The sequence below is a fragment of the Paracoccus aerius genome (assembly GCF_014656455.1).
GTDB lineage: Bacteria > Pseudomonadota > Alphaproteobacteria > Rhodobacterales > Rhodobacteraceae > Paracoccus > Paracoccus aerius.
Genome location: NZ_BNCL01000012.1, coordinates 39,367 through 61,206, shown reverse-complemented (window position 1 = coordinate 61,206; position 21,840 = coordinate 39,367). Strand labels below are relative to the sequence as shown.

Genomic DNA, 21,840 nt, shown 5'->3' with positions numbered 1-21,840 from the left:
CCGGGCCTATTCCGCCGGAGAGGCGCTAAGCACCCCGCGGCGAACCTGGTCTTCCTCGATGGATTCGAACAGCGCGCGGAAATTGCCCTCGCCGAAGCCGTCGTCGCCCTTGCGCTGGATGAACTCGAAGAAGATCGGCCCGATCACGGTCTTGGAAAAGATCTGCAGCAGGATCCGCGTCTCGCCGCCGCCAACCACGCCTTCGCCGTCGATCAGGATGCCGTGCTTCTTCATGCGCTCGATGGGCTCCTGGTGGCCCTTCACCCGCTTGTGCGACATCTCGTAATAGGTGTCGGGCGGCCCCGGCATGAACTCCATCCCCGCGTCGCGGATCCGGTCCGTTCCGGCATAGATGTCGTTTGAGGCGATCGCGATGTGCTGGATCCCCTCGCCCTTGTATTCGCGCAGATATTCCTCGATCTGGCTGTGATCGTCGGTGGATTCGTTGATGGGGATGCGGATCTTGCCGTCGGGCGAGGTCAGCGCGCGGCTGACAAGGCCGGTCTGCTTGCCCTTGATGTCGAAATACTTGATTTCGCGGAAATTGAAGGTGTCGTGGTAGAACTTGTACCAGGTATCCATGTTGCCGCGGATCACGTTGTGGGTCAGGTGATCCAGGTAGAAGAAGCCGAAGCCCTCGGGGCGCGGGTTGGGCGCGCCCAGCCAGTCGAAGTCGGCCTCATAAGCGCTGCCGGTGTCGCCATAGCGGTCGATGAAATACAGAAGCGAGCCGCCGATGCCATAGACGGCAGGCGCCTCGATCGACTTGCCGGGGCCGGTATATTCGGTGGCGCCCAGGTCAAGCGCACGCTTCAGCGCCGCCTGCGCATCCACCACCCGCCAGGCCATCGCCGGCGCGCAGGGTCCATGTTCCTGGACAAAGCCCGCAGCATGGCTGTCTGCATCCGCGTTCAGCAGGTAGTTGATGTCGCCCTGGCGATACAGCGTGACGTTCTTGGTCTTGTGGCGCGCGACCGGCGCGAAGCCCATCTGCCGGAAGATCCGGTCCAGCACCTGCGGGTCGGGATGGGCATATTCGACAAACTCGAAGCCGTCGGTGCCGGCGGGGTTGATGTCGCTGATCGTGGCCTTTGGGGCATCATGCGGAAACGGTCCCATGCGCGCTCCTCCTGTTCGCTGCGGTTCCATGTCAGAATGACACGGGTTTTGTGCATGAGGGTTGCGAAGTATCGCGCAGAACGGCGATATATGCACGGAACGTGCATGAAAATGGAAAAGGATGCGACGGATGAAGCTGGATGGATTCGATATCGCCATTCTGACGGCCTTGCAGCGGGACGGCGCGATGACCAATGCCGCCCTGGCCGAAGTCGTGAAGCTGTCACCGTCCCAATGCTCGCGCAGACGAGCGGCGCTTGAGGAGGCGGGCGTGATCGAGGGCTATTCGGCGCGGCTTGGCGCGGCCAAGCTGGGCTACGGAATGCGCGCGATCATCCGCGTCAACCTGTCCAGCCATGGCCAGCAGAAGGAAGACGAATTCGCGCGCTTCGTCGCGACGCATCCGCAGATACGCTCGGCCTTCTCGGTGTCGGGCGATGCGGATTACATCCTTGATGTGCGCGTGCGCGATCTGGAAGCCTTTGCCGACTTCGTCCACCGCCACCTGCTGCCCCATCCCCAGGTGTCGCAGGTGCGGTCCGAGATCGTGCTGAAGACGCTGAAGGACGAAAAGGGCGTGGCGCCCGGTCTGGTCGCGACGCCAGATCCATCCTGAAGACCGCGTCAACGGGTGGTCGGTCCACCCTTGACGCCTAGCACTCTTTCGGTTGCCCCTGCCGGCGCCATCAGAACTTGTATCCGGCAAGGCGCGGCAACCATGTGGCCAGATCGGGAAGGGCCAGGATGGCCAGCATCCCGCCGATCATCAGCAGCACGAAGGGCGCTGCGCCCCGGATGACGGTCGACAGGGGGCTGCCGGTAATCCCCTTGATGACGAACAGGTTCATGCCGACGGGCGGCGTGATCATGGCCAGTTCCAGGTTGATCATCAGCAGGACGCCATACCAGATCAGGTCGATGTCGAGCGCGATCAGTGCCGGCAAAAGGATCGGCGTGGTGATCAGGATGATCGCGATGCTTTCCAGGAACATGCCCATCACGAAGATCATCGCCATGACGACCAGCATGAAGACCAGCGGCGTCAGGTTCATCGCCACGATCAGTTCGGATACCTGGTTCGGCAAACGGATGATGGTGATTGCATTTCCGAAGACGGCGGCACCCGCGATGATGGCAAAGGCCATCAGCGAAGTCAGGACCGTGTCTTTAAGGCAGGCCGTCAGGACGCGTGGTCCCAGGTTGCGATACACCAGGGCACCGACCAGCAGCGCATAAAGGCAGCCGACGGCCGCGGCTTCGGTTGCGGTGAAGATGCCGAAGTAGATGCCTCCCATGACCACGGGCGGCATCAGCAGCGCCCAGATCGACTTGTTCATCGCCGCAAGCACCGCCCGCCAGCCGGGAAAGGGCGCACGATCGATGTCGCTGGAGCCACGCGCGCTGATCAGGCAGAACACCGCGAAGACCAGGGCCAGCAGCAGGCCCGGAATGATGCCCGCCAGGAACAGGGCGCCGATCGAGGCATTGGCGACGACCGCGTAAAGGATCATCGGGCCGGATGGCGGGATCAGGATGCCCAGCGTCCCGCCGGCCGCCACCAGGCCCAATGCGCTGCGCTCGGGGAAGCCATAGCGCTTCATCTGCGGGATTGCCGTCTGGCCGATGGACACGGCCGTGGCGACCGACGAGCCCGAGATGGCTGCGAAGATCGTGCAGCTGAGGATGGTCGCGACGCCGATGCCGCCCTTGACGTGGCCGATCAGCGTGTTGGCCATCCCGAACAGGTCGTCCACCGCGCCCGACCGGATCATCAGCTGCGCCATCAGGATGAACAGCGGGATCGTCAGCAGCACGGGTGAATTGAGATGCGCGAAGACCGTGTCCGCCACGCTTTCGACCGAGCCTTCGAAGAAGAACAGCACCGCCGAGCCGGTCAGCAGAAGCGCCGCGAAGATCGGGATGCCCGACAGAAGCAGCGCGATCAGCCCGATGACGATCAGGATTCCCGTCATGTCTCGTCCCCCTTCATGGCGCGCAGCAGGCGCAGCAGTGCGGAAAGGCCCAGAACGATGGCACCCGGAACCATCGGCGCCTGCACCCACCAGACCGGGACCTCGAGGGGGCCGGTGGAATAGGTGCCGAAGTCGCGGTTGAACATGACGGTATGCCAGGCCGACCAGGTCAGGATCGCGGCGCATCCCAGCACGCAGAGCGCGGCCCAGATTTCAAGCCCGCGGCGGGCCCGCGGTCCGGTCGAGGCGGTCAGGATGTCGACGCCGATATGCTGGTCCAGCAGAAGCGCGCTGCCCAGCCCGCAAGAGGCGATCGCGACGACCAGATAGCCGGTCAATTCGTCCACCCCGTTCAGCGGAGCGCCCAGGAGATAGCGATAGAAGACCGCCACCACCACGGCGGCAAAGCCCACCGCCACAAGCGCTGCCGAAACGGCCGCAAGCGCATGGATCGGCCAGGCCAGAAGGGTCCAGGCCGAACCGTGCCGGCCCGCCGCAACCTTGTGGTCCCCGGACGGACGGGCCATCGTCATTGCACCATTCCATCGACCAGCTGCAGCAGTTCGGCGACGTCCTCGCCACCCTCTTCGGTGAAGGCGTGGTCGAAGGCGGGCTGCATCACGGCGCGCATCGCCTCGTTTTCCGCGTCTGTTGCAACATGCAGCGTCACGCCCTCGGCTTCCAGTTGGGCGGGCGCTGCCTGTTCGGCGGCCAGTCCGTCTTCGACCGCCCAGACAGCAGCCTTCCTGCCGGCCTCGTCCAGGGCTGCCTTTTGCGTATCCGACAGTCCGTCATAGAAGGCCTGGTTCATGTAGCCGTTGAAAAAGACCGAGATGACGGGCGATACCGTCATGTGGTCCTGAACCTCGTAGTACTTGCGGGAATAGGCGGCGGCCACATCGGTGATGGCCGCGTCGATGACGCCGGTGGAAAGCGCCTGGTAGACCTCGGACCCCGGCATCGAGCTGGTCGCGGCCCCCATGGCGGTCAGGCTGGTATCGAAAGCCGGGTTCAGCCCGCGGATCTTGATCCCTTGGAAATCAGCGGGCGCGATCAGCGACTTGCCGTTCGAGGTGAAGACGCTCATCCGGGTCTGGAACAGCCAGGCGATGTTCTTCAGCCGCTTTTCCTCCATCAGCCCTTCCAGATAGGCGGCGGGTTCGGAATCGGGCCATTTGCGCCAGATCTCGGGATCGCTGAAGGCATAGGGGCGCAGGGTCACGTTCATGGCGGGCATGGTCTTGCCCCACTGGAAGTTGACCGAGAAGGCGCATTCGAAGCTGCCCTTCGCGACCGAGGGGATGTTCTCCTCGGGCTTTGCAAGGGCGTTGGCTCCGAAAAGCTGGACGTCCAGTTCGCCGTTCGACAGCGTCTCGACCTCGGCAGCCCAGCGTTCGATGACCTGCGCCACCTCGTGCTGGGGCGGCAGCTGGTGGCTGCAGCGGATGGGCGTTTCCGCCAGAGCCGGGATCGCGGTCAGGGCGACCAAGGCCGTGCCGGCAAGGATCGTGCGTGCGTTCATGTGGGTTCCTCCTCCCCGTGTTGTTGTCCTGTCAGGCCGCGTGGGCCTGCCAAGTCATTCCCTTGGGCAGCCCGGCCTGCGCCAAGGTGCCGTGCAGCGTCTCATCAGGCATCTCACGCGACAGGATCTCGCGGATGGCGATAACCTCCTCCAGGTCGATGCCGGTGCTGATCCCCGCCGTCTCGAACAGGTAGACCAAGTCCTCGAAAACGACATTGCCGGTGGCGCCTGGCGCAAAGGGGCAGCCCCCCAGTCCTGCAAGCGAGGCGTCGAAGACACGCGCCCCCGCGTCATAGGCCGCCAAGGCATTGGCCAGACCCAGACCCCGCGTATCATGCAGGTGAACGACATAAGGCCGGTCGCCCATCAGCGCCGTCATGCGGCGGCAAAGCTCCGCGATCTGGCGCGGCCCGCCATAGCCCACGGTATCCGCGATGCCGACCAGATCGACGCCCGCCCTCAGGCAGGCCTCGGCCAAGCGTTCGACTTCGGCGGGATCGACAGGACCCGCCAGCGAACAGCCGGTCGCCATCGCGATGCCCACGTTGATCAGGGCAGGGGATCGGATCTCATCGCGCAGACGGACTGTTGCGGCGATTTCGGACAGCGATTGCTCGCGCGGGCGGCGGGCATTGGCCATGTTATGGGCTTCCGTGGCGGACAGCACTACGGTCAGTTCCGTCACGCCCGCCTCCAACGCGTCCCGAGCACCCCGCCCGTTCAGCGCCAGCCCCAGCGAATGCGCGCCCAGGCTGTTGACCAGATCGGTCAGTTCGCGCACGTCCGCGAATTGCGGAAAACGGCTGGAGGGCAGGAACGACCCGACCTCGAAGTGGCGCACGCCGGCGGCATGTTCGCGCCGGATCCAATCCGCCTTGGCTTCGGTCGAAGGGAAGCTTTGCGTCAGTTGCAGCCCGTCGCGAAGGCCCACCTCGCGCAGGATCACCCGGTCGGCCGGATAGACGCGTTCCGCATCGCCCGCCATCACGCGCGCTCCATCTGCGGCAGGGCGGACAGGATCTCGGACGTGTGTTGCCCGACCGACGGCAGGTCCGCGTCAACCGGCCTCGGCGCCTCCCCATCGACCGAGAAGGGCAGGCCCGGCGCGCGGAAGTCCTTCTTGTCGGCATAGCGCGAATGGATCAGGCCGCCGGGGCGGGTCACATGCGGATCGTCATACATCTCGGCCGGGCGCGCGATCGGCGAACACAGCAGGGCCGCGGCCTCGCAGGCGGCCAGCAGGTCGGCATAGTCGCGCGTGGCGACGGCCTCGGCGACCATGGGCAGGGTCCAGCTTCGCGCGGCGATCTGGTCGGGGCGGGTCTGAAGCCGCGGATCCAAGAGCATTGCCTCCAGCCCCAGCACCCGGCACAGCGCCGTCCATTGCGTCTTGGTCACGGCGCCCAGGAAAATCTGGCGGCCATCGCGGGTCTGGAAGAGGTCATAAACAGGCCACGAGAAGATGCGTTCCGGCATCGGCGGGCTTTCCGTGCCCTCGATGTCGAACTGCACCATGTGCTGCGCGACCAGCAGCAGGCAATTTTCGAACAGGCCCGCGCGCACGATGCTGCCCTTGCCGTCCTGTTCCCGCGCGATGATCTGCGCCAAGACGCCGTAGGCTGCGAACAACCCCCCCATGATGTCGTTGGCCGAGGATCCGATCCGTAGCGGACGGCCGGTCGGCCCGGTCATATAGGCCATGCCGGTCATCATCTGCACCAGTTCGTCCATGGCGGCGCGGTTTTCGTATGGTCCTTCCAGGAAGCCCTTGCAGGACGCCACGATCAGCCGGGGAAAGCGCTTGCGCAGGCTTTCGGGATCCAGACCCATCTTCGCCAAGCTTTCGGTGCGGAAGTTCTCGACGAAGACGTCGGCCGTGGCCAGCAGGCGCTCCAGGTCAGCGCGGCCCTCGGGCATCTTGATGTCCAGCACCACCGATTTCTTGCCCCGGTTGAAGGTGGGGAAGAAACCCGCGCCCATGCCGGTCAGGTTGCGAGTCTTGTCACCCTCGGGCGGTTCGATCTTGATGACTTCGGCGCCCAGGAAGGCCAGGAACATCCCGCAGGACGGTCCCATGACCATGTGGCTCATCTCGACGACGCGGATGCCGTCCAGGGGCAGATGCATCGGTTATCCTCCCGTTCCTCTGGCCTCGGACGTTGCCAAGCGCCGGGGCTTCGCACAAATAGAAGATTCAGATATGCGGTTTCAGATAAACAGAAGGCTGACCGGATGCCGTTGAACCTGCGCCAGCTTCGCTATTTCGCCGAGATTGCCCGGATCGGCGTGATGGGCCACGCGGCCGAGGAGCTGGGCGTCGCGCAGTCTGCGCTGAGCCATCATATGTCCGAGCTTGAATCGCAACTGGGCGTGCGCCTGTTCGACCGTCGCCCGCGCGGCGTGACGCTGACGCCCGCGGGCGAGCGGCTGTTTGAACATGCCCAAGCCATCCTCGGCGCCCTGGAACGTGCCGAGACGGACGTTCGCGACTTCACGGAACAGGTTTCCGGCCCCTTTGTGCTGGGCTTGTGCCACACGGCGACCGAGGTGGCCGCCCTGGGGATCATGCAGCGCGTGGCCGAGCAACTGCCCGGCCTGCACCTGAGCATCGTCGAAAGTGTCAGCGGCAACCTGCTGGCGATGATGCTGCGGGGCGAGATCGACCTGGCCGTCGCCTATCAGCCGCCTGACGACAGCCGGTTCCACACCCTGCCGATCCTGAACGAACATCTCTATCTGGTGGGGCTTCCGCAGATGATCGGTGCCCAGGATGCCCCGATCTCCTTCGATGACCTGCCACAAGGGAAAGTGCTGGCGCTGAACCTGGTCCGATCCTCGCGCTCGATCGTGCACAGCCAGTTCCTGCGCCGCCAGATCATCCCGCACCCCCAGCTTGAAATCGAATCGCTCAGCGCGCTGATCCAGGCGATGCGCGCGGGCTTGGGCTGTTCCATCCTTGCCCGCGCGACGGTGGCCGATGATCTTGCGAAGGGTGGCCTTCACGCCCGCAAGATCATCCATCCCGAATTGAACCGCACCCTGTATCTTGTCACGATGGCAAACCAGCCAAGGCGACGGGCGGATGACGAGATGAGCAAGCTTGTTCTTGCCGTCCTGGATGAGGCTGTCGCCGACGGTCGATGGCCGGGTGAAAGCCTGACGGGATCAGGGGGACAGGCTCGATGACGATGGATCGGGCGGCGGGCGCCGAAGGGGATCAATGTTCAGGATCAGTTGCAGGAAGCTTGTCCGGATCGAAGCAATCGGGGTGCGCGGCAGCAAAGGCCGGTAACGTAGCGCAATTCCGTGCCACGGCCACAATGCGGGGCAGGTGGCTATAGTCCACGCCCCAGCGGCTGGCATTGTAAAGCTGCGGGATCAGCACGCAGTCAGCCATGGTGGGCCCCTCGCCGTGGCAGAAGCAGCCGGTCGCCCCCTTGGCCAGCAACGCCTCGAAGGACGCAAGGCCGCTGCGGATGTTGTCGGTGTTCCACCTTTCCCGCGCCATGGACCCGCCAAGCGCCTCGACCCGCTTCAGCACGCGGAGATTTGAGATCGGGTGGATCTCGCTTGCGACGGTTTGCGACAAGGCGCGGATCCGCGCCCGCCCGGCCGGGTCCAAGGGCAGCAGTCGGGGGCCAGGCCGCGTCTCGTCTAGGTATTCGATGATCGCCAGGGATTGCGTCAGAACCAGACCGTCGATCTGCAGGACAGGAACCAGGCCCTGTGGGTTCATGGTCAGATGGTCGGGACTGCGCTGCGCGTCCGCCATCAGGTCGACCGGCGCCCGGTGATAGGCGACCCCTTTCAGTGCCAAGGCAATCCGCACCCGATAGGATGCCGAGGAACGCCAGTAATCGTGCAAAACTACCTTCACGGCTGCGCGGGCAGCACGGTGCCGGTGCAGGGACCAAAGCCGATCTGGTAGCCGTCGCCCTGGGCAGTTGCGAACAGCGTGACTTCGTCGCCGTCCTCGATGAAGATGCGGGCCCGACCGGCGACCGTGATGGGCGTCTTGCCACCTTCCGTCATCTCCAGCAGCGCGCCCACCTGATCCGGCGAAGGGCCGCTGATCGTGCCCGACCCCAAGAGGTCGCCAACCCGCATTGGGCAGCCGGAACTGCTGTGATGGGCCAGTTGCTGCGCGGATGAATAATACATGACGTTGTAATTCGTCCGGCACATCACCTGTCCGTTCATGGACCAGCCGACCGCCAGGTCATAAAGGCCGGGACGGCTTTCCTGAAGATGGGGCAGCAAAGGGTTTGCCCGCTCTGCCCCCTTGCAGCGAAACGGCTCCAATGCGGCCTGGGTGACGATCCAGGGGCTGATGGTGGTGGCGAAGGCCTTGGACTGAAATGGACCCAGCGGCTGATACTCCCAAGCCTGGATGTCGCGGGCCGACCAGTCGTTCAGCAGGACATAGCCGAAGATCATGTCCTCGGCCCCATCGACGCTGACGCGGCTGCCCATCTGGCTTGGCTGGCCCACGATGGCCCCCAGCTCCAGTTCCAGATCCAGCCTGCGGCAGGGAACCCATTCCGGGCCGCTCTCACCCTTCACCTGACCCATCGGCCGGCGGACCGGCGTGCCCGAGACGACAACCGACGACGCCCGCCCGTTATAGCCGATGGGCATATGCGTCCATTGCGGGGGCAGGGCGTTTTCCGGCCCCCGGAACAGCACGCCCACGTTGAAGGCATGGTTCCGTGACGCATAGAAATCGGTGTATTCCGTAACCTGGATCGGCAGGTGCCGCGTGGCATCCGCCATTGGCACCAGCGGCACGTCCCCCGCACTGCCCTCGGCCAGCAGATCGGTCAGGCGCGCGCGCACCTTGTCCCATCGGGCACGCCCAAGCGCCATGAAGTCGTTCAACTGCGGTCGGGCGAAGGTGCCGCCCGCATCCAGCAGGCCCCTGGTCTCGCATTCCGCCAGATCCACGATCATGTCGCCAATGGCCGCCCCGCAGCGCGGCATGTCCCCTGCCACGGAAAAGACGCCATAGGGCAGGTTGTTCAGGGGAAACGGGCAGCCGGCATCGTTCGCGCTGTCCAGCCAGGACCGGATCAAGGCCATTCCCGGCCTCCTTTCATCTTGGAAAAAATATCCCACAGGGGTCAGGGGGTGTGAAACCCCTCGTCTTCGGGATCCTCACTTCACGCCGGGCGTGCCGTCGAACTTCTTTTCCAGGCGTTGCCAGACTTCTATGTATTCCTGCTGCATCGGCGCCTCCTTGGCGGCGAATTCCGTCAGGTGCTGGGGAAAGCGCGTTTCGAACATGAAGGACATGGTGTCCTCCAGCTTCTGCGGCTTCAGGTCGGCATTGCTGGCGCCCTCGAAGGCGTCGCGGTCGGGACCGTGGGGCAACATGCAATTGTGCAGGCTGATGCCCCCCGGCGCGAAGCCCTGGGGCTTGGCGTCATAGACGCCATAGATGTTGCCCATCAACTCGGACATGATGTTCTTGTGATACCAGGGCGGGCGGAAGGAATGCTCGGCCACCATCCAGCGTTCGCGGAACAGCACGAAGTCGATATTGGCCGTCCCCTCCTGCCCCGAGGGCGCGGTCAGCACTGTGAAGATCGATGGGTCGGGATGGTCGAACAGGATCGCGCCCACCGGAGAATAGGTCCGCAGGTCGTATTTGTAGGGGCAGTAATTGCCATGCCAGGCCACCACGTCCAGGGGCGAATGACCGATCCAGGTTTCGTGGAACTGGCCGCACCACTTGATCACCACGCGCGACCGTGTTTCGCGATCCTCGAAGGCCGCGACCGGGCATTTGAAGTCGCGCGGGTTCGCCAGGCAATTGGCACCGATCGGGCCACGATGGGGCAGATCGAACTTCTGGCCGTAATTCTCGCAGACGAAACCGCGGCACGGCCCCTCCAGAACCTCGACGCGGTATACGAGGCCGCGCGGAATGATCGCGATTTCCTTAGGCTCAAGGTCGATGACGCCCAGTTCGGTGCAGAACCGCAGCCGGCCTTCCTGGGGCACGACCAGCAGCTCGCTGTCGGCGGAAAAGAAGTATTCGTCCTGCATCGACCGCGTGACCAGGTAGACATGAGAAGCCATGCCGACCTGGATGTTCACATCGCCCGCCGTGGTGATGGTGCGCATCCCGGTGATCCAGGTCAGATCCTGATCCGGCACCGGGATCGGATCCCAGCGATACTGGCCCAGGCTGGTGATGCCGTCGTTGATATGCGGCGCCGTCTTCCAATAAGGAACATCGATGGGCGCAAAGCGTCCCGTGTGATGGACCGATGGACGGATGCGATAGCACCAGGTCCGCTCGTTCTGGCCGCGCGGCGCGGTGAAGGCGGTGCCCGACAACTGTTCCGCGTAAAGGCCATAGTTGCATTTCTGCGGGCTGTTCTGGCCCTGGGGCAGGGCATCCGGCAGCGCCTCGGTCTCGAAGTCGTTTCCGAAGCCCGGCATATAGCCTGCCGTGGCGCGGGTTGCAGCGGATCGGGTCATGGCCATCCCTCAAGACTCATTGCTGATGCAACGAATTATCGTTGCTTGCGCAACGGTGTCAATGATGATCTGCTGGGGCTTGCCGGCTTCAGCCATTTCTTCCGGATCACGATGAGCTTCGAACTCGACGATTTCCTGCCCTACCGCCTGTCGGTCGCGGCCGCCCATGTCAGCCGCCGCTTCGCCGAACGCTATGCGGCCGAAGCGGGGCTGACGATCCCCGAATGGCGGGTCCTGGCGCATCTTTCACGGTCGGGCACGGTCAGTATCCGCGACATCAACCGGCGCGTGAACCTGGACAAGTCGATCGTCAGCCGGGCGGCAAGCCGGCTGGAGGAAGCGGGCCATGTCCTCAAGTCCGGCCACGACCGCGACCAGCGGCTTGTGGCGCTGCAACTGACCCCGCAGGGTCACGCCCTGATGGAAAGGCTGGGCCGGATCGCGCGGGCCTATCAGGCCGAGCTTCTTGCCGAACTGGGCGAGGACGGTCCGGCCTTCCGCCGCGCGCTGCTGCGTCTGGCGCAGCACGCCGAGTGACTGGCGATCACCTTGATGTCAGCCAGACGCCCAGCATCGTCACCGCAAGGCCCGCGAAGATCAGCGCGGTCAGCGGCTCGTCGAACAGCGCCCAGTCCCAGACCATCGTGACGGGCGGACACAGATAGATCGCGGCGCTGACGCGGGCTGCGGAAAACAGGCGCAGGCTGGTGTAGTAGACGGAATAGGCCAGGAAGGTCCCCAGCAGCACAAGCCAGGCGATGCCGATGGCGAAGTCGCGGGTCAGGGGCGGGGCCAGGCTGTCGCCTGTCGCCAGGGCGCAGATCCCGAACAAGGCCGCGCCGGTCAGCGAATGGATGCACAGCGCCTGATGAACCGGCATGTCTAGCGACCTGCGGCCCTTCAGCAGGACCGATGCCAAGGCAAAGACCAGCATCGAGCCCGCCGTCAGCCCATAGGCCCAGACCGGGGCGGCCCCAAAGGCCAGGCTGTCCAGCGACACGATCAGCACCCCTGTGACGGCGACGGCGGTGCCCAGCCATTGACGCGGGCTCAGCCTTTCGCCCAGCACCGGCTGAGACAGGGCGGCAATGGCCAGGGGCAGAAGATCGGCCATCAGCGCCACAAGGCCGGTCGGCACCCCCCGCCCGATCGCCAGGGCAAAGCCACCCAGGTAAAGAAACACCGCCATGACGCCGAAACCCATCTGCGACAGGACGGCCCGCCATTCCAGCCGCGGCCCGAAGGCCAGGGCAAAGGGCATCAGGATCAGTCCCGACAGCAGCGTCCGCCAGAACAGCAGCAGGACGATCCCGGCTTCCTGGTTGGCATAGCGGATTCCGACATAGCCCGAACTCCATCCCAGGATCAGCAGCCCGGCCATGATGGGCCACAGAAGGGGGTGCCGGTCGGCAGCGGGGGCGGCGACAGTGGTCATGGTGTGCTTGTCCGTTCGGGGGCGGTCTTCAGGACCATAACCTTCGAACTGCCCGCCCGAGACATGACAAATCCCGATACGGACATGACAAGCCATTAAGCCCCGTCATATCAGTGTGCATTTTGGCAGTGATCTGTCATACTAGACTTGCAACAATCAGAGGCCGCTCATGTCCGACCAGATGATCGCCCGGCTCGAGATCGACGCGCTGCGCGCCTTGCGGGCGATCCGCCAGCATGGCGGGATCACACGGGCGGCGCAGGCGCTTGGGCTGACGCAATCGGCGGTCAGCCACAAGATCAAGCGGCTGGAAACCAGCCTGGCCTGCGATCTTCTGTCGCGCAGGCCCGGAGCGCCGCTTTTCACGCCTGCCGGGCAGGATCTGCTAGACTATGCGGATCGCATCCTGGATCTGCATGACGAGGCGCTGACCAGCCTGACCCGGACGACGCTGGCCGGGCGCATCATGCTGGGCCTGACCGAGGACACCAGTTGCAGCGACCTTTCGCGCATTCTTGGCCGCTTCCGCCGGCTGCACCCGCAGGTCAGCGTCCGCACCAAGGTCCGGATGAGCCTTGTGCTGCGCGCCATGCTGGACCGCCAGGAACTTGACGCCGCGATTCTGCAGGTCTTCGCCCATGAGGTGCGGCCGACCGACATCGTGCTGTTTCGCGAAAGCCTGCACTGGGTCAAATCCCCGGCGCTGCCGCTGCCGCCCGAAGGCGGCGCGATCCCGTTCCTGTCCTTCGACGAACAGTGCTTCTATCGCCGCTGGGCGGTCGACATCGGGCAGGACGGCGGCGCCAGCCTGGACATCGTCTTCGAATGTTCAAGCGCCGCGGGCATCGCCGCCGCCGTGTCCGCCGGGTTGGGCGTCGCCTTGCTGAACCGCCGCCACCTGCGCCCCGAGATGGAGGTCATCCGCGACCGCCTGCCCGATCCGCCGCCCCTGGCCTATGTCATTCGCCGTGCCCGCAAGGCGCGCAATCCCGCGCTCGACAGCATGGTCAAGGGGATCGAGGCCGAGATCTCGCGCCAGGGCGGTCTGACGCTGGCGGTCTGACGCAAGGCTTGATTGATCTGCCCAGGCACCGCGTGTATTTATACTGTCGACAATCCTCATGATCTGGAGATCGGACGATGCCCGACAGCGCAGCCCTTCCGGAACGCAGGCGCGGCTCGGGCGTCAGGATGGTTTATGACCAGCTTCGCGACGAGATCCTGGATCTGGAACTGCTGCCCGGCAGCCCCATCGACGAGGTCCAGCTTGCCGAACGCTTCGGCATGTCGCGCACGCCCATCCGCGAGGCCTTGGTGCGCCTGGCGGGCGAGGGGCTGGTCGAGACGCTACCCAACCGCTCGACTATGGTGTCCAACATCGACTTCCTGAACCTGCACACCTTCTTCGACGCGATGACGCTGATGTATCGGGTGACGACAAGGCTGGCCGCGACCTATCACCGGCCTGCCGACCTCAAGACGATCCGCAAGCATCAGGCCCGCTTTGCAAAGGCCGTCGAAGCGCAGGACGCCTTGGCCATGATCGCCTCGAACCGCGACTTTCACGCCGCCATCGCCGAGGCCGGCCGCAACCCCTATTACACCAGCCTGTTCCTCCGGATCCTGGACGAAGGGCGGCGCCTGCTGCGGCTGTATTACCAATCCTTCGACGACCGCCTGCCGCAGGAGTTCGTGCAGGAACACGAGGACATTATCGCCGCCATCACCGCTCGCGACATCGACCTGTGCGACCGGCTGGGCAAGGGCCATGCCGACCAGATCATCCGGCAGATCCAGCATTTCCTGGCCCGCGACGAACGGCAGCCGGTGACGCTGTAGCAGTCAATTCTTGTCGACAAGTAAAATGCAAATGCTAGAGTGCCGGTGAAAGAATCGGCGCCGATGCCGCCTGCCTGTCGAAAGGATCCCCGATGAACACCCAGATCTTCACCGGCGTCATTCCCGCCCTGATGACGCCCTGCACCGCCGACCGCCAAGCCGATTACGACGCGCTTGTCCGCAAGGCGCAGGAACTGGTTGCGGCAGGCATGTCGGCCGTCGTCTATTGCGGGTCGATGGGCGATTGGCCGCTGCTGACGGACGAACAGCGGATGGAGGGGGTGGAACGCCTTGTCGGCGCGGGCATCCCGGTGATCGTGGGCACGGGGGCGGTCAATTCCCGGCTGGCGGTGGCGCACGCGGCGCACGCGCAGAAGGTCGGCGCGGCAGGGCTGATGGTGATCCCGCGGGTCCTGTCGCGCGGGCTGTCGGCCACCGCGCAGCGCCACCATTTCAAGGCAATCCTCGCCGCCGCGCCGGACCTGCCCGCCGTGATCTACAACAGCCCCTATTACGGGTTCGAGACCAAGGCCGACCTGTTCTTCGCCCTGCGGGCCGAACATCCGAACCTTGTGGGCTTCAAGGAATTCGGCGGCGCCAAGGCCATGACCTATGCGGCCGAGCATATCACCAGTTCGGATGACGGCGTGGTGCTGATGGCGGGTGTCGATACCGGCGTCTTCCACGGCTATGTCAAATGCGGCGCGACCGGCACGATCACCGGCATCGGCAACGTCATCCCGCGCGAGATCCTGCATTTCGTGGCCCTTGCCAAGGCCGCGGCAAACGGCGACCTGGACGCCCGCGCCCGCGCCAAGGAGATGGGCGAGGCGCTCGAGGTGCTGTCGTCCTGGGACGAGGGGACCGACCTGGTCCTGTATTACAAGCACATGATGGTGCTGCAGGGCGACCCGGAATACAGCCTGCACTTCAACGAGACAGACGAATTGACCCCCAGCCAGAAGGGGTGGGCCGAACGCCAGTTGCGCCAGTTCCAGGCCTGGTACGGGGAATGGAGCAAGCTTCCGGGCGCGGTCCAGGCCTGCAAGCCCTGACCCTGCCAAGGCCCCCGGCGATCCGGGGGCCTTTCGCCTTCAGGCAATCGCATCCAGCCCGAGCGCCAGGAAACGGTCGAGTTGCGCCAGTTCGGCCTGGGTCAGGTCCACCCCCTCGGCCTGGGATCTCGCGCGGGCGGCGAAGCGGCGTTGCGAGGGCAGGCGGGCGCCCTGGCCCTGGATCGCCTCGAACAGCAGTTCCGCCCGCGCGAAGGGATCGCCGCGCCGGCCCGCCGCAAAGCGTTCCGGCGACAGGGCGATGACCAGCTCGCCGTGGAAGGGTGCCAGCGTGGTCGTGCCCAGGAAATCCAGCACCTCGGGACTGGTCAGGTCGCCGATCATGACCCCCGCCAGCAATTCGATCATGGTGCCGATGGCCGATCCCTTGTGCCCGCCAAAGGGCAGCATCGCCCCGCCAAGCGCCGCCTCGGGGTCGGTGGTGGGCTGGCCGTCCGCGTCGATGGCCCAGCCCTCCGGCAGGGACTTTCCGGCGCGGCGGTGCAACTCGATCTCGCCCCGCGCGGCGACCGAGGTGGCGAAGTCGAAGACATAGGGCTGTTGCCCCTGCCGCGGCCAGCCGAAGGCAAAGGGGTTGGTTCCCAGCAGCGGCTTCGTGCCGCCCGCAGGGGCGACGGTCGCGTAGCTGGGGCACATCACCATCGCGGCCAGGCCGTGGGCCGTCACCGCCTCGACCTCGGGCCACAACGCTGCGAAATGGGCGCAATCATTCACCACCATCGCAGCCAGGCCCAGGTCGCGGGCGCGATCCGCCAGCACCGGCAGGCCCAGTTCAAAGGCGGCATTGGAAAACCCGCCACCGGCATTCACCCTGACGATGGCGCCGTTGTCGGCCCCTTCTGCAAAGGGCTTTGCCGTTCCCGAAACCTTGCCCGCCTTCAAGGTCCGCAGCACTCCCTCGATCCGATAGATGCCGTGCGATTTGCAACCGTCGCGTTCACCGGCCGAGATGACGCGCGCCAGCGGTCCCGCCTGCATGGCGTTCATTCCCGCCCGCAGGAAGATCCGCTGGACCCTGTCCTCCAGTTCCGTCATGGAAAGCGTGCTGTTCATGCCCTTGTCCGTCCCCTTCAACCGATGGCTCTGCAACCTGCCGGGGTCATAGCAGATCGGGCACCCGCATTGTATACTGTTTGTATTTTTAATTTGCGTCGCGGGGTCTTCTGCCCGATAGTGACAGGCAGGAATCGGCCGAAAAAGGCCGACAGTGATCCACAGGGAGAAAGTTCATGAAACAGACCACGCTTGGGCTTGGCTTGCTGGCCGCGACCGCGGCCATGGCGGCACCGTCCTATGCCGACAAGCTTGATGACATCATCGCCTCGGGCACGCTGCGCTGCGCGGTGGTGCTGGACTTCCCGCCGATGGGGATGCGCGACGACAGCAACAACCCGATCGGCTTTGACGTCGACTACTGCAACGACCTGGCTGCCGCCCTGGGCGTCACGGCCGAGATCGTGGAAACGCCCTTCCCCGAACGCATTCCCGCGCTGATGTCGGGCCGGGTGGACGTGGGCGTCGCCTCGACCTCGGACACGCTGGAACGGGCCAAGACCGTGGGCATGTCGATCCCCTATTACGCCTTCGAGAACGCCGTGGTCGCCAACGAGGGCGTCGAGATGGCGACATGGGAGGACATGAAGGGCAAGACCGTCGGCGCCACCGCCGGCACCTACGAGGCGATCTGGCTTGAAAAGCAGATCACCGAATGGGGCGAGGGCACTTTCCGTCCCTACCAGACCCAGGCCGACGTCTTCCTGGCGCTGAGCCAGGGCCAGCTTGACGCCACCGTCTCGACCGTCGAGGTGGCCAATGCCAATGTCGCCTCGGGCAATTTCCCGGGCATCAAGATCGTCGACAAGGCGCCGATGGTGCCGGACTATGTGTCGCTGTTCACGCTGCGCGAGGAATACGGGCTGATCAACTATCTGAACCTGTTCGTGAACCAGCAGGTCCGCACCGGCCGCTATGCCGAACTGTACGAGAAGTGGATCGGCGAGGGCGAGCCTGCGGATCTGACCATTCCCGGCGTTTACCGCTGATCCCTGCCGGGGCGGCATCCCGCCGCCCTGACGCTTTCCGGCAGCCGCGGGACGGCCCATGTTCAACTATACCTTCCAATGGAAGCAGGCCCTGGCCCGGCTTCCGCAGATGCTGGATGGCGCGCTTGTGACCATGCAGATCGCCGTCCTGTCGATGGTGATCGGCATCCTTCTGGCGATCCTTCTGACGATGTTCCGACTGTCGGGCATCCGCGTGCTGTCGGCCGTCTCGAAGACCTGGGTCGAGATTGCCCGCAACACGCCCGCGCTGTTCCAGATCTACATGGCGCATTTCGGGCTGGGCAGCTTCGGCATCCACCTGTCGCCCTTCGCGTCCATCCTGCTGGGGATCACCTTCAACAACGCGGGCTACCTGACGGAAAACTTCCGGGGCGCGCTGAAGGCCATTCCCGACACCCAGGCCCGCGCCGCGCGGTCGCTGGGCTTCGGACAGGGCGGGGCGTTTCGGTACGTCGTGCTGCCGCAGATGCTGCGCATCGCCTTCCTGCCGATGACGAACCAGATGGTCTGGGCGATCCTGATGACCTCGCTTGGCGTGACGGTGGGGATGAACACCGACCTTTACGGCGTCACCCAGGGTCTGAACGCGCTGACCTTCCGCACCTTCGAGCTGTTTGCCCTGGCCGCCGTGATCTTCTACCTGATCACCAAGACCATCACCCTTGGGGCGCGGCTGATCGCGACCCGCCTGTTCCGGTATTGAAGGGGCCTGGCCGATGTTCGATACCGCACTGACTGCCGCCGACTTCGCCTTTCTTGCCCGCGGCGCGGGGATGACCATCGTGGTCACGCTGATCTCGGTGATCGCGGGAACCATCCTGGGCATCGTCTTCGGCGTCTTCCGCTATCAGGTGGGTCCCATCTGGGCCGCGCCGCTGACCTTCGTGCTGGACGTGTTCCGGTCCATCCCGCTGCTGATCCAGCTTGTGCTTGCCAATGCCTTCCTGGGCACGATCCTGCGGCTGAACATGTCGGGCTTCACCGTGGCCTGCATCATCCTGTCGCTGTACACCGCCGCCTTCTGCGCGGAGATCGTGCGCGGCGGGATCGAGGCCGTGCCCATGACCACCCGCCGCGCGGCGCGGTCGCTGGGCATGACCTGGGGCCAAGACATGCGCTCCATCGTGCTGCCCCTGGCCACCCGGGTGGCGCTGCCGTCCTGGATCGGGCTGGCGCTTGGGGTGATGAAGGATTCCGCGCTTGTCTATATCGTGCAGGTGACGGAACTGCTGAAATCGACGCAGATCCTGATCACCCGGCTTCAGGAACCGCTGCTTTTGCTGATGATCTGCGGCGCCTTCTACTTTGTCATCTCGTTCCCGCTGGCCCGGTTCGGCGGCTATCTGGAAAAACGGTGGTCCAATGATTGAGATCGAAAACGTCCGCAAGTCCTTCGGCTCGCTGGAGGTGCTGAAGGGCATCGACCTGACCGTCCAGAAGGGCGAGGTGGTGACGATCATCGGCGGATCTGGGTCGGGCAAATCGACGCTGCTGACCTGCATCAACGGGCTGGAGCCGATCGATTCCGGCCGCATCACCGTCGACGGGACCGAAGTTCACGCCAAGTCCACCGACCTGAACAAGCTGCGCCGCAAGATCGGCATCGTCTTCCAGCAGTTCAACGCCTTCCCGCACCTGACCGTGCTGGAAAACGTGATGCTGGCGCAGGTGAAGGTTCTGAAGCGCCCCAAGGCCGAGGCCGAGGCCGAGGCGGTGAAGCAGTTGAACCACGTGGGCCTGGGCGACAAGCTGAAGGTCTATCCCTCGCGCCTGTCGGGGGGCCAGCAGCAGCGCATGGCGATCGCCCGCGCGCTTGCGATGTCGCCAGACTACATGCTGTTTGACGAGGTGACTTCGGCCCTTGACCCCCAGCTTGTGGGCGAGGTGCTGGACACGCTGCGGATGCTGGCGCGCGAGGGGATGACGATGATCTGCGTGACGCACGAGATGAAGTTCGCGCGCGAGGTGTCGGACCGCGTGGCCTTCTTCCACAAGGGCGTCATGGCCGAGATCGCGCCCCCAGACCAGTTGTTCGGCGCGCCCCGGGACCCCGAGCTGCAGAAGTTCCTGTCGGCGACCCATTAGGCCATGACCCAGGACGTGATCGTGATCGGGGCCGGTGTCGTCGGCCTATCGGCGGCTTTGGCCTTGCAGGCACGCGGGGTGCCGGTGACGGTGATCGACCGGGAAGGCCCCGCTGCCGGGGCATCCGCCGGGAACGCGGGGGCCTTCGCCTTTACCGACATCCTGCCCCTGGCCTCGCCCGGGATCATGCGCAAGGCGCCTCGCTGGCTGCTGGACCCGCTGGGGCCGCTGTCGGTGCCGCCCGCCTATGGGCTGCGGATCGCGCCCTGGATGCTGCGCTTCTGGCGGGCCTGTTCGCCCGCCCGCGTCGCCGCCTCGGCCCGGGCGCAGACGGCGCTGATGGATCTGTCCAAGGCCGAGCTTGAGCCCTTCCTGACCGCCACTGGCACACTGCCGATGCTGCGCAAGGAGGGCAACCTGGAAGTCTATGAGGGGCAGCGGCAATTCGACGCCTCGCTGCCCGGCTGGCAAGCGCGAGCCGAGCACGGAATCGACTTCCGCCACATGACGCCCGAAGAGATGGCCGAGATCCAGCCGGGCTTGTCGCCGCGCTTCACCCACGGCACCTTCACGCCAGGCTGGTATTCCATCGCCGATCCCCGGGTTTATGTGCTGGCCCTGGCCGACCGCTTCCGCGCGGGTGGCGGGCGGATCGTGATCGCGCAGGCGACGGGGCTGACCGCCGACGGCGTGCTGACCGCGACCGGCCCGCTGCGAGGCCGGGTCGTGCTGGCGGCGGGGGCGTTCTCGCACCGGCTGGCGCGGACCCTGGGCATCCGCATCCCGCTGGAAACCGAGCGCGGCTACAACACCACGCTGCCGGGCGAGGCATTCGACCTGCGCACCCAGGTGACCTTCGGGGGCCACGGCTTCGTGGTGACGCGGTTGTCGTCCGGCATCCGGGTCGGAGGCGCGGTGGAACTGGGCGGGCTGGACCTGCCCCCGAACTTCCGCCGGTCGCAGGCGATGCTGGACAAGGCGGCCGCCTTCCTTCCGGGCCTGCGCACCACCGGCGGCAAGCAGTGGATGGGCTTCCGCCCCTCGCTGCCCGACAGCCTGCCAGCCATCGGACCTTTGCCAGGCCATCCCCACGTCATTTGCGCCTTCGGCCACGGCCATCTGGGGCTGACCCAATCGGGGGGCACCGCGCGGATCGTGGCGGATCTTGCCACAGGTGCCGTGCCCCCCATCGGCCTTGCGCCCTTTTCGCCTGCGCGTTTCGGAAAATGGACATGACCCAATACATCTTCCCCTGCATCGACGGCCACACCTGCGGCAACCCCGTCCGCCTTGTCGCGGGCGGCGCACCCCGGCTGGAGGGCACTGACATGCTGGAAAAGCGCGCCCATTTCCTGCGCGACTTCGACTGGATCCGTACCGGCCTGATGTTCGAGCCGCGCGGTCATGACATGATGTCGGGCTCGATCCTGTATCCGCCGACGCGGGCGGATTGCGACGTGGCGGTGCTGTATATCGAGACTTCGGGCTGCTTGCCCATGTGCGGCCACGGCACCATCGGCACCATCACAATGGGGATCGAGAACGGGCTGATCACCCCACGCACCCCCGGGCGCCTGTCCATCGAAACGCCGGCCGGCAAGGTCGACATCGAATACCGCCAGGAGGGCCGTTATGTCGAGGAAGTGCGCCTGACCAACGTGCCGGGCTTCCTTTACGCCGAAGGCCTGACCGCCGAGGTCGAGGGTTTGGGCGAGATCGTCGTGGACGTGGCCTATGGCGGCAACTTCTATGCCATCGTCGAGCCGCAGAAGAACTTCCGCGACATGGCCGACCACACGGCGGGCGAATTGATCGGCTGGTCGCCGAAACTGCGCGCGGCGCTGAATGCGAAATACGACTTCGTCCATCCCGAACATCCCGCCATCAACGGGCTGTCGCATATCCTGTGGACCGGACAGCCGACCCAGCCCGGGGCGCATGCGCGCAACGCGGTGTTCTATGGCGACAAGGCCATCGACCGCAGCCCTTGCGGCACTGGCACCTCGGCCCGGATGGCGCAGCTTGTGGCGCGGGGCAAGCTGGCGGTGGGCGACGAATTCCACCACGAATCCATCATCGGCAGCATCTTCAAGGGCCGGGTCGAGGCCGCGACGACCGTGGCGGGCCGCGACGCGATCATCCCCTCCATCGCCGGCTGGGCCCGCCAGACAGGGCTGAACACCATCTATATCGACGCCGAGCGCGACCCCTTCGCCCACGGCTTCGTGGTCAAGTAAACGTCCCC

Annotated in this window: 23 protein-coding genes; 12 read left to right on the top strand and 11 right to left on the bottom strand. The window is 65.2% G+C overall.

Annotation, left to right across the window (positions count from 1 at the left end):
* Positions 1 to 6: 6 nt before the first annotated feature.
* Positions 7 to 1,119: a 4-hydroxyphenylpyruvate dioxygenase gene (hppD, locus tag IE224_RS14075; protein ID WP_167624218.1), complete on the bottom strand. Its 1,113-nt coding sequence runs from the start codon at positions 1,117 to 1,119 to the stop codon at positions 7 to 9.
* Positions 1,120 to 1,249: 130 nt separating this feature from the next.
* Between hppD and IE224_RS14070 the strand changes: the two genes are divergently transcribed.
* A complete protein-coding gene (locus tag IE224_RS14070) occupies positions 1,250 to 1,735 on the top strand; it encodes an Lrp/AsnC family transcriptional regulator (RefSeq protein WP_229849393.1) in 486 nt (161 codons plus the stop codon).
* A 70-nt stretch (positions 1,736 to 1,805) separates the two neighbouring features.
* Here the strand turns inward: IE224_RS14070 and IE224_RS14065 are convergent, their stop codons facing one another.
* The 5 genes from IE224_RS14065 to IE224_RS14045 are packed head-to-tail and all read right to left on the bottom strand — an operon-like array spanning position 1,806 to position 6,741.
* Positions 1,806 to 3,092 carry a TRAP transporter large permease gene (locus tag IE224_RS14065; protein ID WP_191311222.1) on the bottom strand — a complete coding sequence of 429 codons (1,287 nt, stop codon included), beginning with the start codon at positions 3,090 to 3,092 and terminating at the stop codon, positions 1,806 to 1,808.
* The gene (locus IE224_RS14060; protein ID WP_191311220.1) at positions 3,089 to 3,625 is read right to left on the bottom strand and encodes a TRAP transporter small permease; all 537 of its coding nucleotides are present in this window, start codon (positions 3,623 to 3,625) and stop codon (positions 3,089 to 3,091) included. The genes IE224_RS14065 and IE224_RS14060 overlap by 4 nt, the downstream gene beginning before the upstream one ends.
* A complete protein-coding gene (dctP, locus tag IE224_RS14055; protein ID WP_191311218.1) occupies positions 3,622 to 4,614 on the bottom strand; it encodes a TRAP transporter substrate-binding protein DctP in 993 nt (330 codons plus the stop codon). The genes IE224_RS14060 and dctP overlap by 4 nt, the downstream gene beginning before the upstream one ends.
* A gap of 31 nt (positions 4,615 to 4,645) precedes the next feature.
* A complete protein-coding gene (locus IE224_RS14050) occupies positions 4,646 to 5,599 on the bottom strand; it encodes a hydroxymethylglutaryl-CoA lyase (protein ID WP_191311216.1) in 954 nt (317 codons plus the stop codon).
* Complete coding sequence (locus tag IE224_RS14045) at positions 5,599 to 6,741, bottom strand: CaiB/BaiF CoA transferase family protein (RefSeq protein ID WP_191311215.1); 1,143 nt, start codon at positions 6,739 to 6,741, stop codon at positions 5,599 to 5,601. The genes IE224_RS14050 and IE224_RS14045 overlap by 1 nt, the downstream gene beginning before the upstream one ends.
* A gap of 105 nt (positions 6,742 to 6,846) precedes the next feature.
* On the opposite strand from IE224_RS14045, the gene IE224_RS14040 reads away from it, so the two are divergent.
* Entirely contained in the window at positions 6,847 to 7,800 is a 954-nt protein-coding gene (locus tag IE224_RS14040) for a LysR family transcriptional regulator (protein ID WP_191311213.1), read from the top strand.
* Positions 7,801 to 7,831: 31 nt separating this feature from the next.
* On the opposite strand, the gene maiA is transcribed toward IE224_RS14040, so the two are convergent.
* The 3 genes from maiA to hmgA form a co-directional block, all read right to left on the bottom strand.
* Complete coding sequence (gene maiA, locus IE224_RS14035; protein WP_191311211.1) at positions 7,832 to 8,491, bottom strand: maleylacetoacetate isomerase; 660 nt, start codon at positions 8,489 to 8,491, stop codon at positions 7,832 to 7,834.
* Entirely contained in the window at positions 8,488 to 9,693 is a 1,206-nt protein-coding gene (fahA, locus tag IE224_RS14030) for a fumarylacetoacetase (RefSeq protein ID WP_191311208.1), read from the bottom strand. The genes maiA and fahA overlap by 4 nt, the downstream gene beginning before the upstream one ends.
* Before the next feature lie 75 nt (positions 9,694 to 9,768).
* Positions 9,769 to 11,100, bottom strand: a complete 1,332-nt coding sequence (gene hmgA / locus IE224_RS14025) for a homogentisate 1,2-dioxygenase (RefSeq protein ID WP_191311206.1) — start codon at positions 11,098 to 11,100, stop codon at positions 9,769 to 9,771.
* 45 nt (positions 11,101 to 11,145) lie between these two features.
* On the opposite strand from hmgA, the gene IE224_RS14020 reads away from it, so the two are divergent.
* Positions 11,146 to 11,637, top strand: a complete 492-nt coding sequence (locus IE224_RS14020; protein WP_308434865.1) for a MarR family winged helix-turn-helix transcriptional regulator — start codon at positions 11,146 to 11,148, stop codon at positions 11,635 to 11,637.
* Between the two features lie 7 nt (positions 11,638 to 11,644).
* On the opposite strand, the gene IE224_RS14015 is transcribed toward IE224_RS14020, so the two are convergent.
* The gene (locus IE224_RS14015) at positions 11,645 to 12,535 is read right to left on the bottom strand and encodes a DMT family transporter (protein WP_202380140.1); all 891 of its coding nucleotides are present in this window, start codon (positions 12,533 to 12,535) and stop codon (positions 11,645 to 11,647) included.
* A gap of 169 nt (positions 12,536 to 12,704) precedes the next feature.
* On the opposite strand from IE224_RS14015, the gene IE224_RS14010 reads away from it, so the two are divergent.
* The 3 genes from IE224_RS14010 to IE224_RS14000 all read left to right on the top strand — a co-directional run bounded on the left by IE224_RS14010 (position 12,705) and on the right by IE224_RS14000 (position 15,429).
* On the top strand, positions 12,705 to 13,598 hold the full coding sequence (locus IE224_RS14010; protein ID WP_191311202.1) for a LysR family transcriptional regulator: 894 nt from the start codon (positions 12,705 to 12,707) through the stop codon (positions 13,596 to 13,598).
* A gap of 77 nt (positions 13,599 to 13,675) precedes the next feature.
* Positions 13,676 to 14,374, top strand: coding sequence for a GntR family transcriptional regulator (locus IE224_RS14005; RefSeq protein WP_191311200.1), 699 nt, complete (start codon positions 13,676 to 13,678; stop codon positions 14,372 to 14,374).
* Between the two features lie 92 nt (positions 14,375 to 14,466).
* Complete coding sequence (locus tag IE224_RS14000; protein ID WP_191311198.1) at positions 14,467 to 15,429, top strand: dihydrodipicolinate synthase family protein; 963 nt, start codon at positions 14,467 to 14,469, stop codon at positions 15,427 to 15,429.
* 39 nt (positions 15,430 to 15,468) lie between these two features.
* Here IE224_RS14000 and IE224_RS13995 read toward each other — a convergent pair whose 3' ends face one another.
* A complete protein-coding gene (locus tag IE224_RS13995) occupies positions 15,469 to 16,500 on the bottom strand; it encodes an Ldh family oxidoreductase (RefSeq protein ID WP_191311196.1) in 1,032 nt (343 codons plus the stop codon).
* A gap of 176 nt (positions 16,501 to 16,676) precedes the next feature.
* Between IE224_RS13995 and IE224_RS13990 the strand changes: the two genes are divergently transcribed.
* The 6 genes from IE224_RS13990 to IE224_RS13965 are packed head-to-tail and all read left to right on the top strand — an operon-like array spanning position 16,677 to position 21,832.
* Positions 16,677 to 17,489: an ABC transporter substrate-binding protein gene (locus IE224_RS13990; RefSeq protein WP_167624203.1), complete on the top strand. Its 813-nt coding sequence runs from the start codon at positions 16,677 to 16,679 to the stop codon at positions 17,487 to 17,489.
* 58 nt (positions 17,490 to 17,547) lie between these two features.
* Positions 17,548 to 18,213, top strand: coding sequence for an amino acid ABC transporter permease (locus IE224_RS13985; RefSeq protein ID WP_191311194.1), 666 nt, complete (start codon positions 17,548 to 17,550; stop codon positions 18,211 to 18,213).
* 13 nt (positions 18,214 to 18,226) lie between these two features.
* On the top strand, positions 18,227 to 18,880 hold the full coding sequence (locus IE224_RS13980; protein WP_167624201.1) for an amino acid ABC transporter permease: 654 nt from the start codon (positions 18,227 to 18,229) through the stop codon (positions 18,878 to 18,880).
* Positions 18,873 to 19,595: an amino acid ABC transporter ATP-binding protein gene (locus tag IE224_RS13975; RefSeq protein WP_191311192.1), complete on the top strand. Its 723-nt coding sequence runs from the start codon at positions 18,873 to 18,875 to the stop codon at positions 19,593 to 19,595. Before IE224_RS13980 ends, IE224_RS13975 begins: the two co-directional genes overlap by 8 nt.
* Positions 19,596 to 19,598: 3 nt before the next feature.
* A complete protein-coding gene (locus IE224_RS13970) occupies positions 19,599 to 20,831 on the top strand; it encodes an NAD(P)/FAD-dependent oxidoreductase (protein ID WP_191311190.1) in 1,233 nt (410 codons plus the stop codon).
* Complete coding sequence (locus IE224_RS13965) at positions 20,828 to 21,832, top strand: 4-hydroxyproline epimerase (protein WP_191311188.1); 1,005 nt, start codon at positions 20,828 to 20,830, stop codon at positions 21,830 to 21,832. The genes IE224_RS13970 and IE224_RS13965 overlap by 4 nt, the downstream gene beginning before the upstream one ends.
* The last annotated feature ends 8 nt before the right edge of the window (positions 21,833 to 21,840 follow it).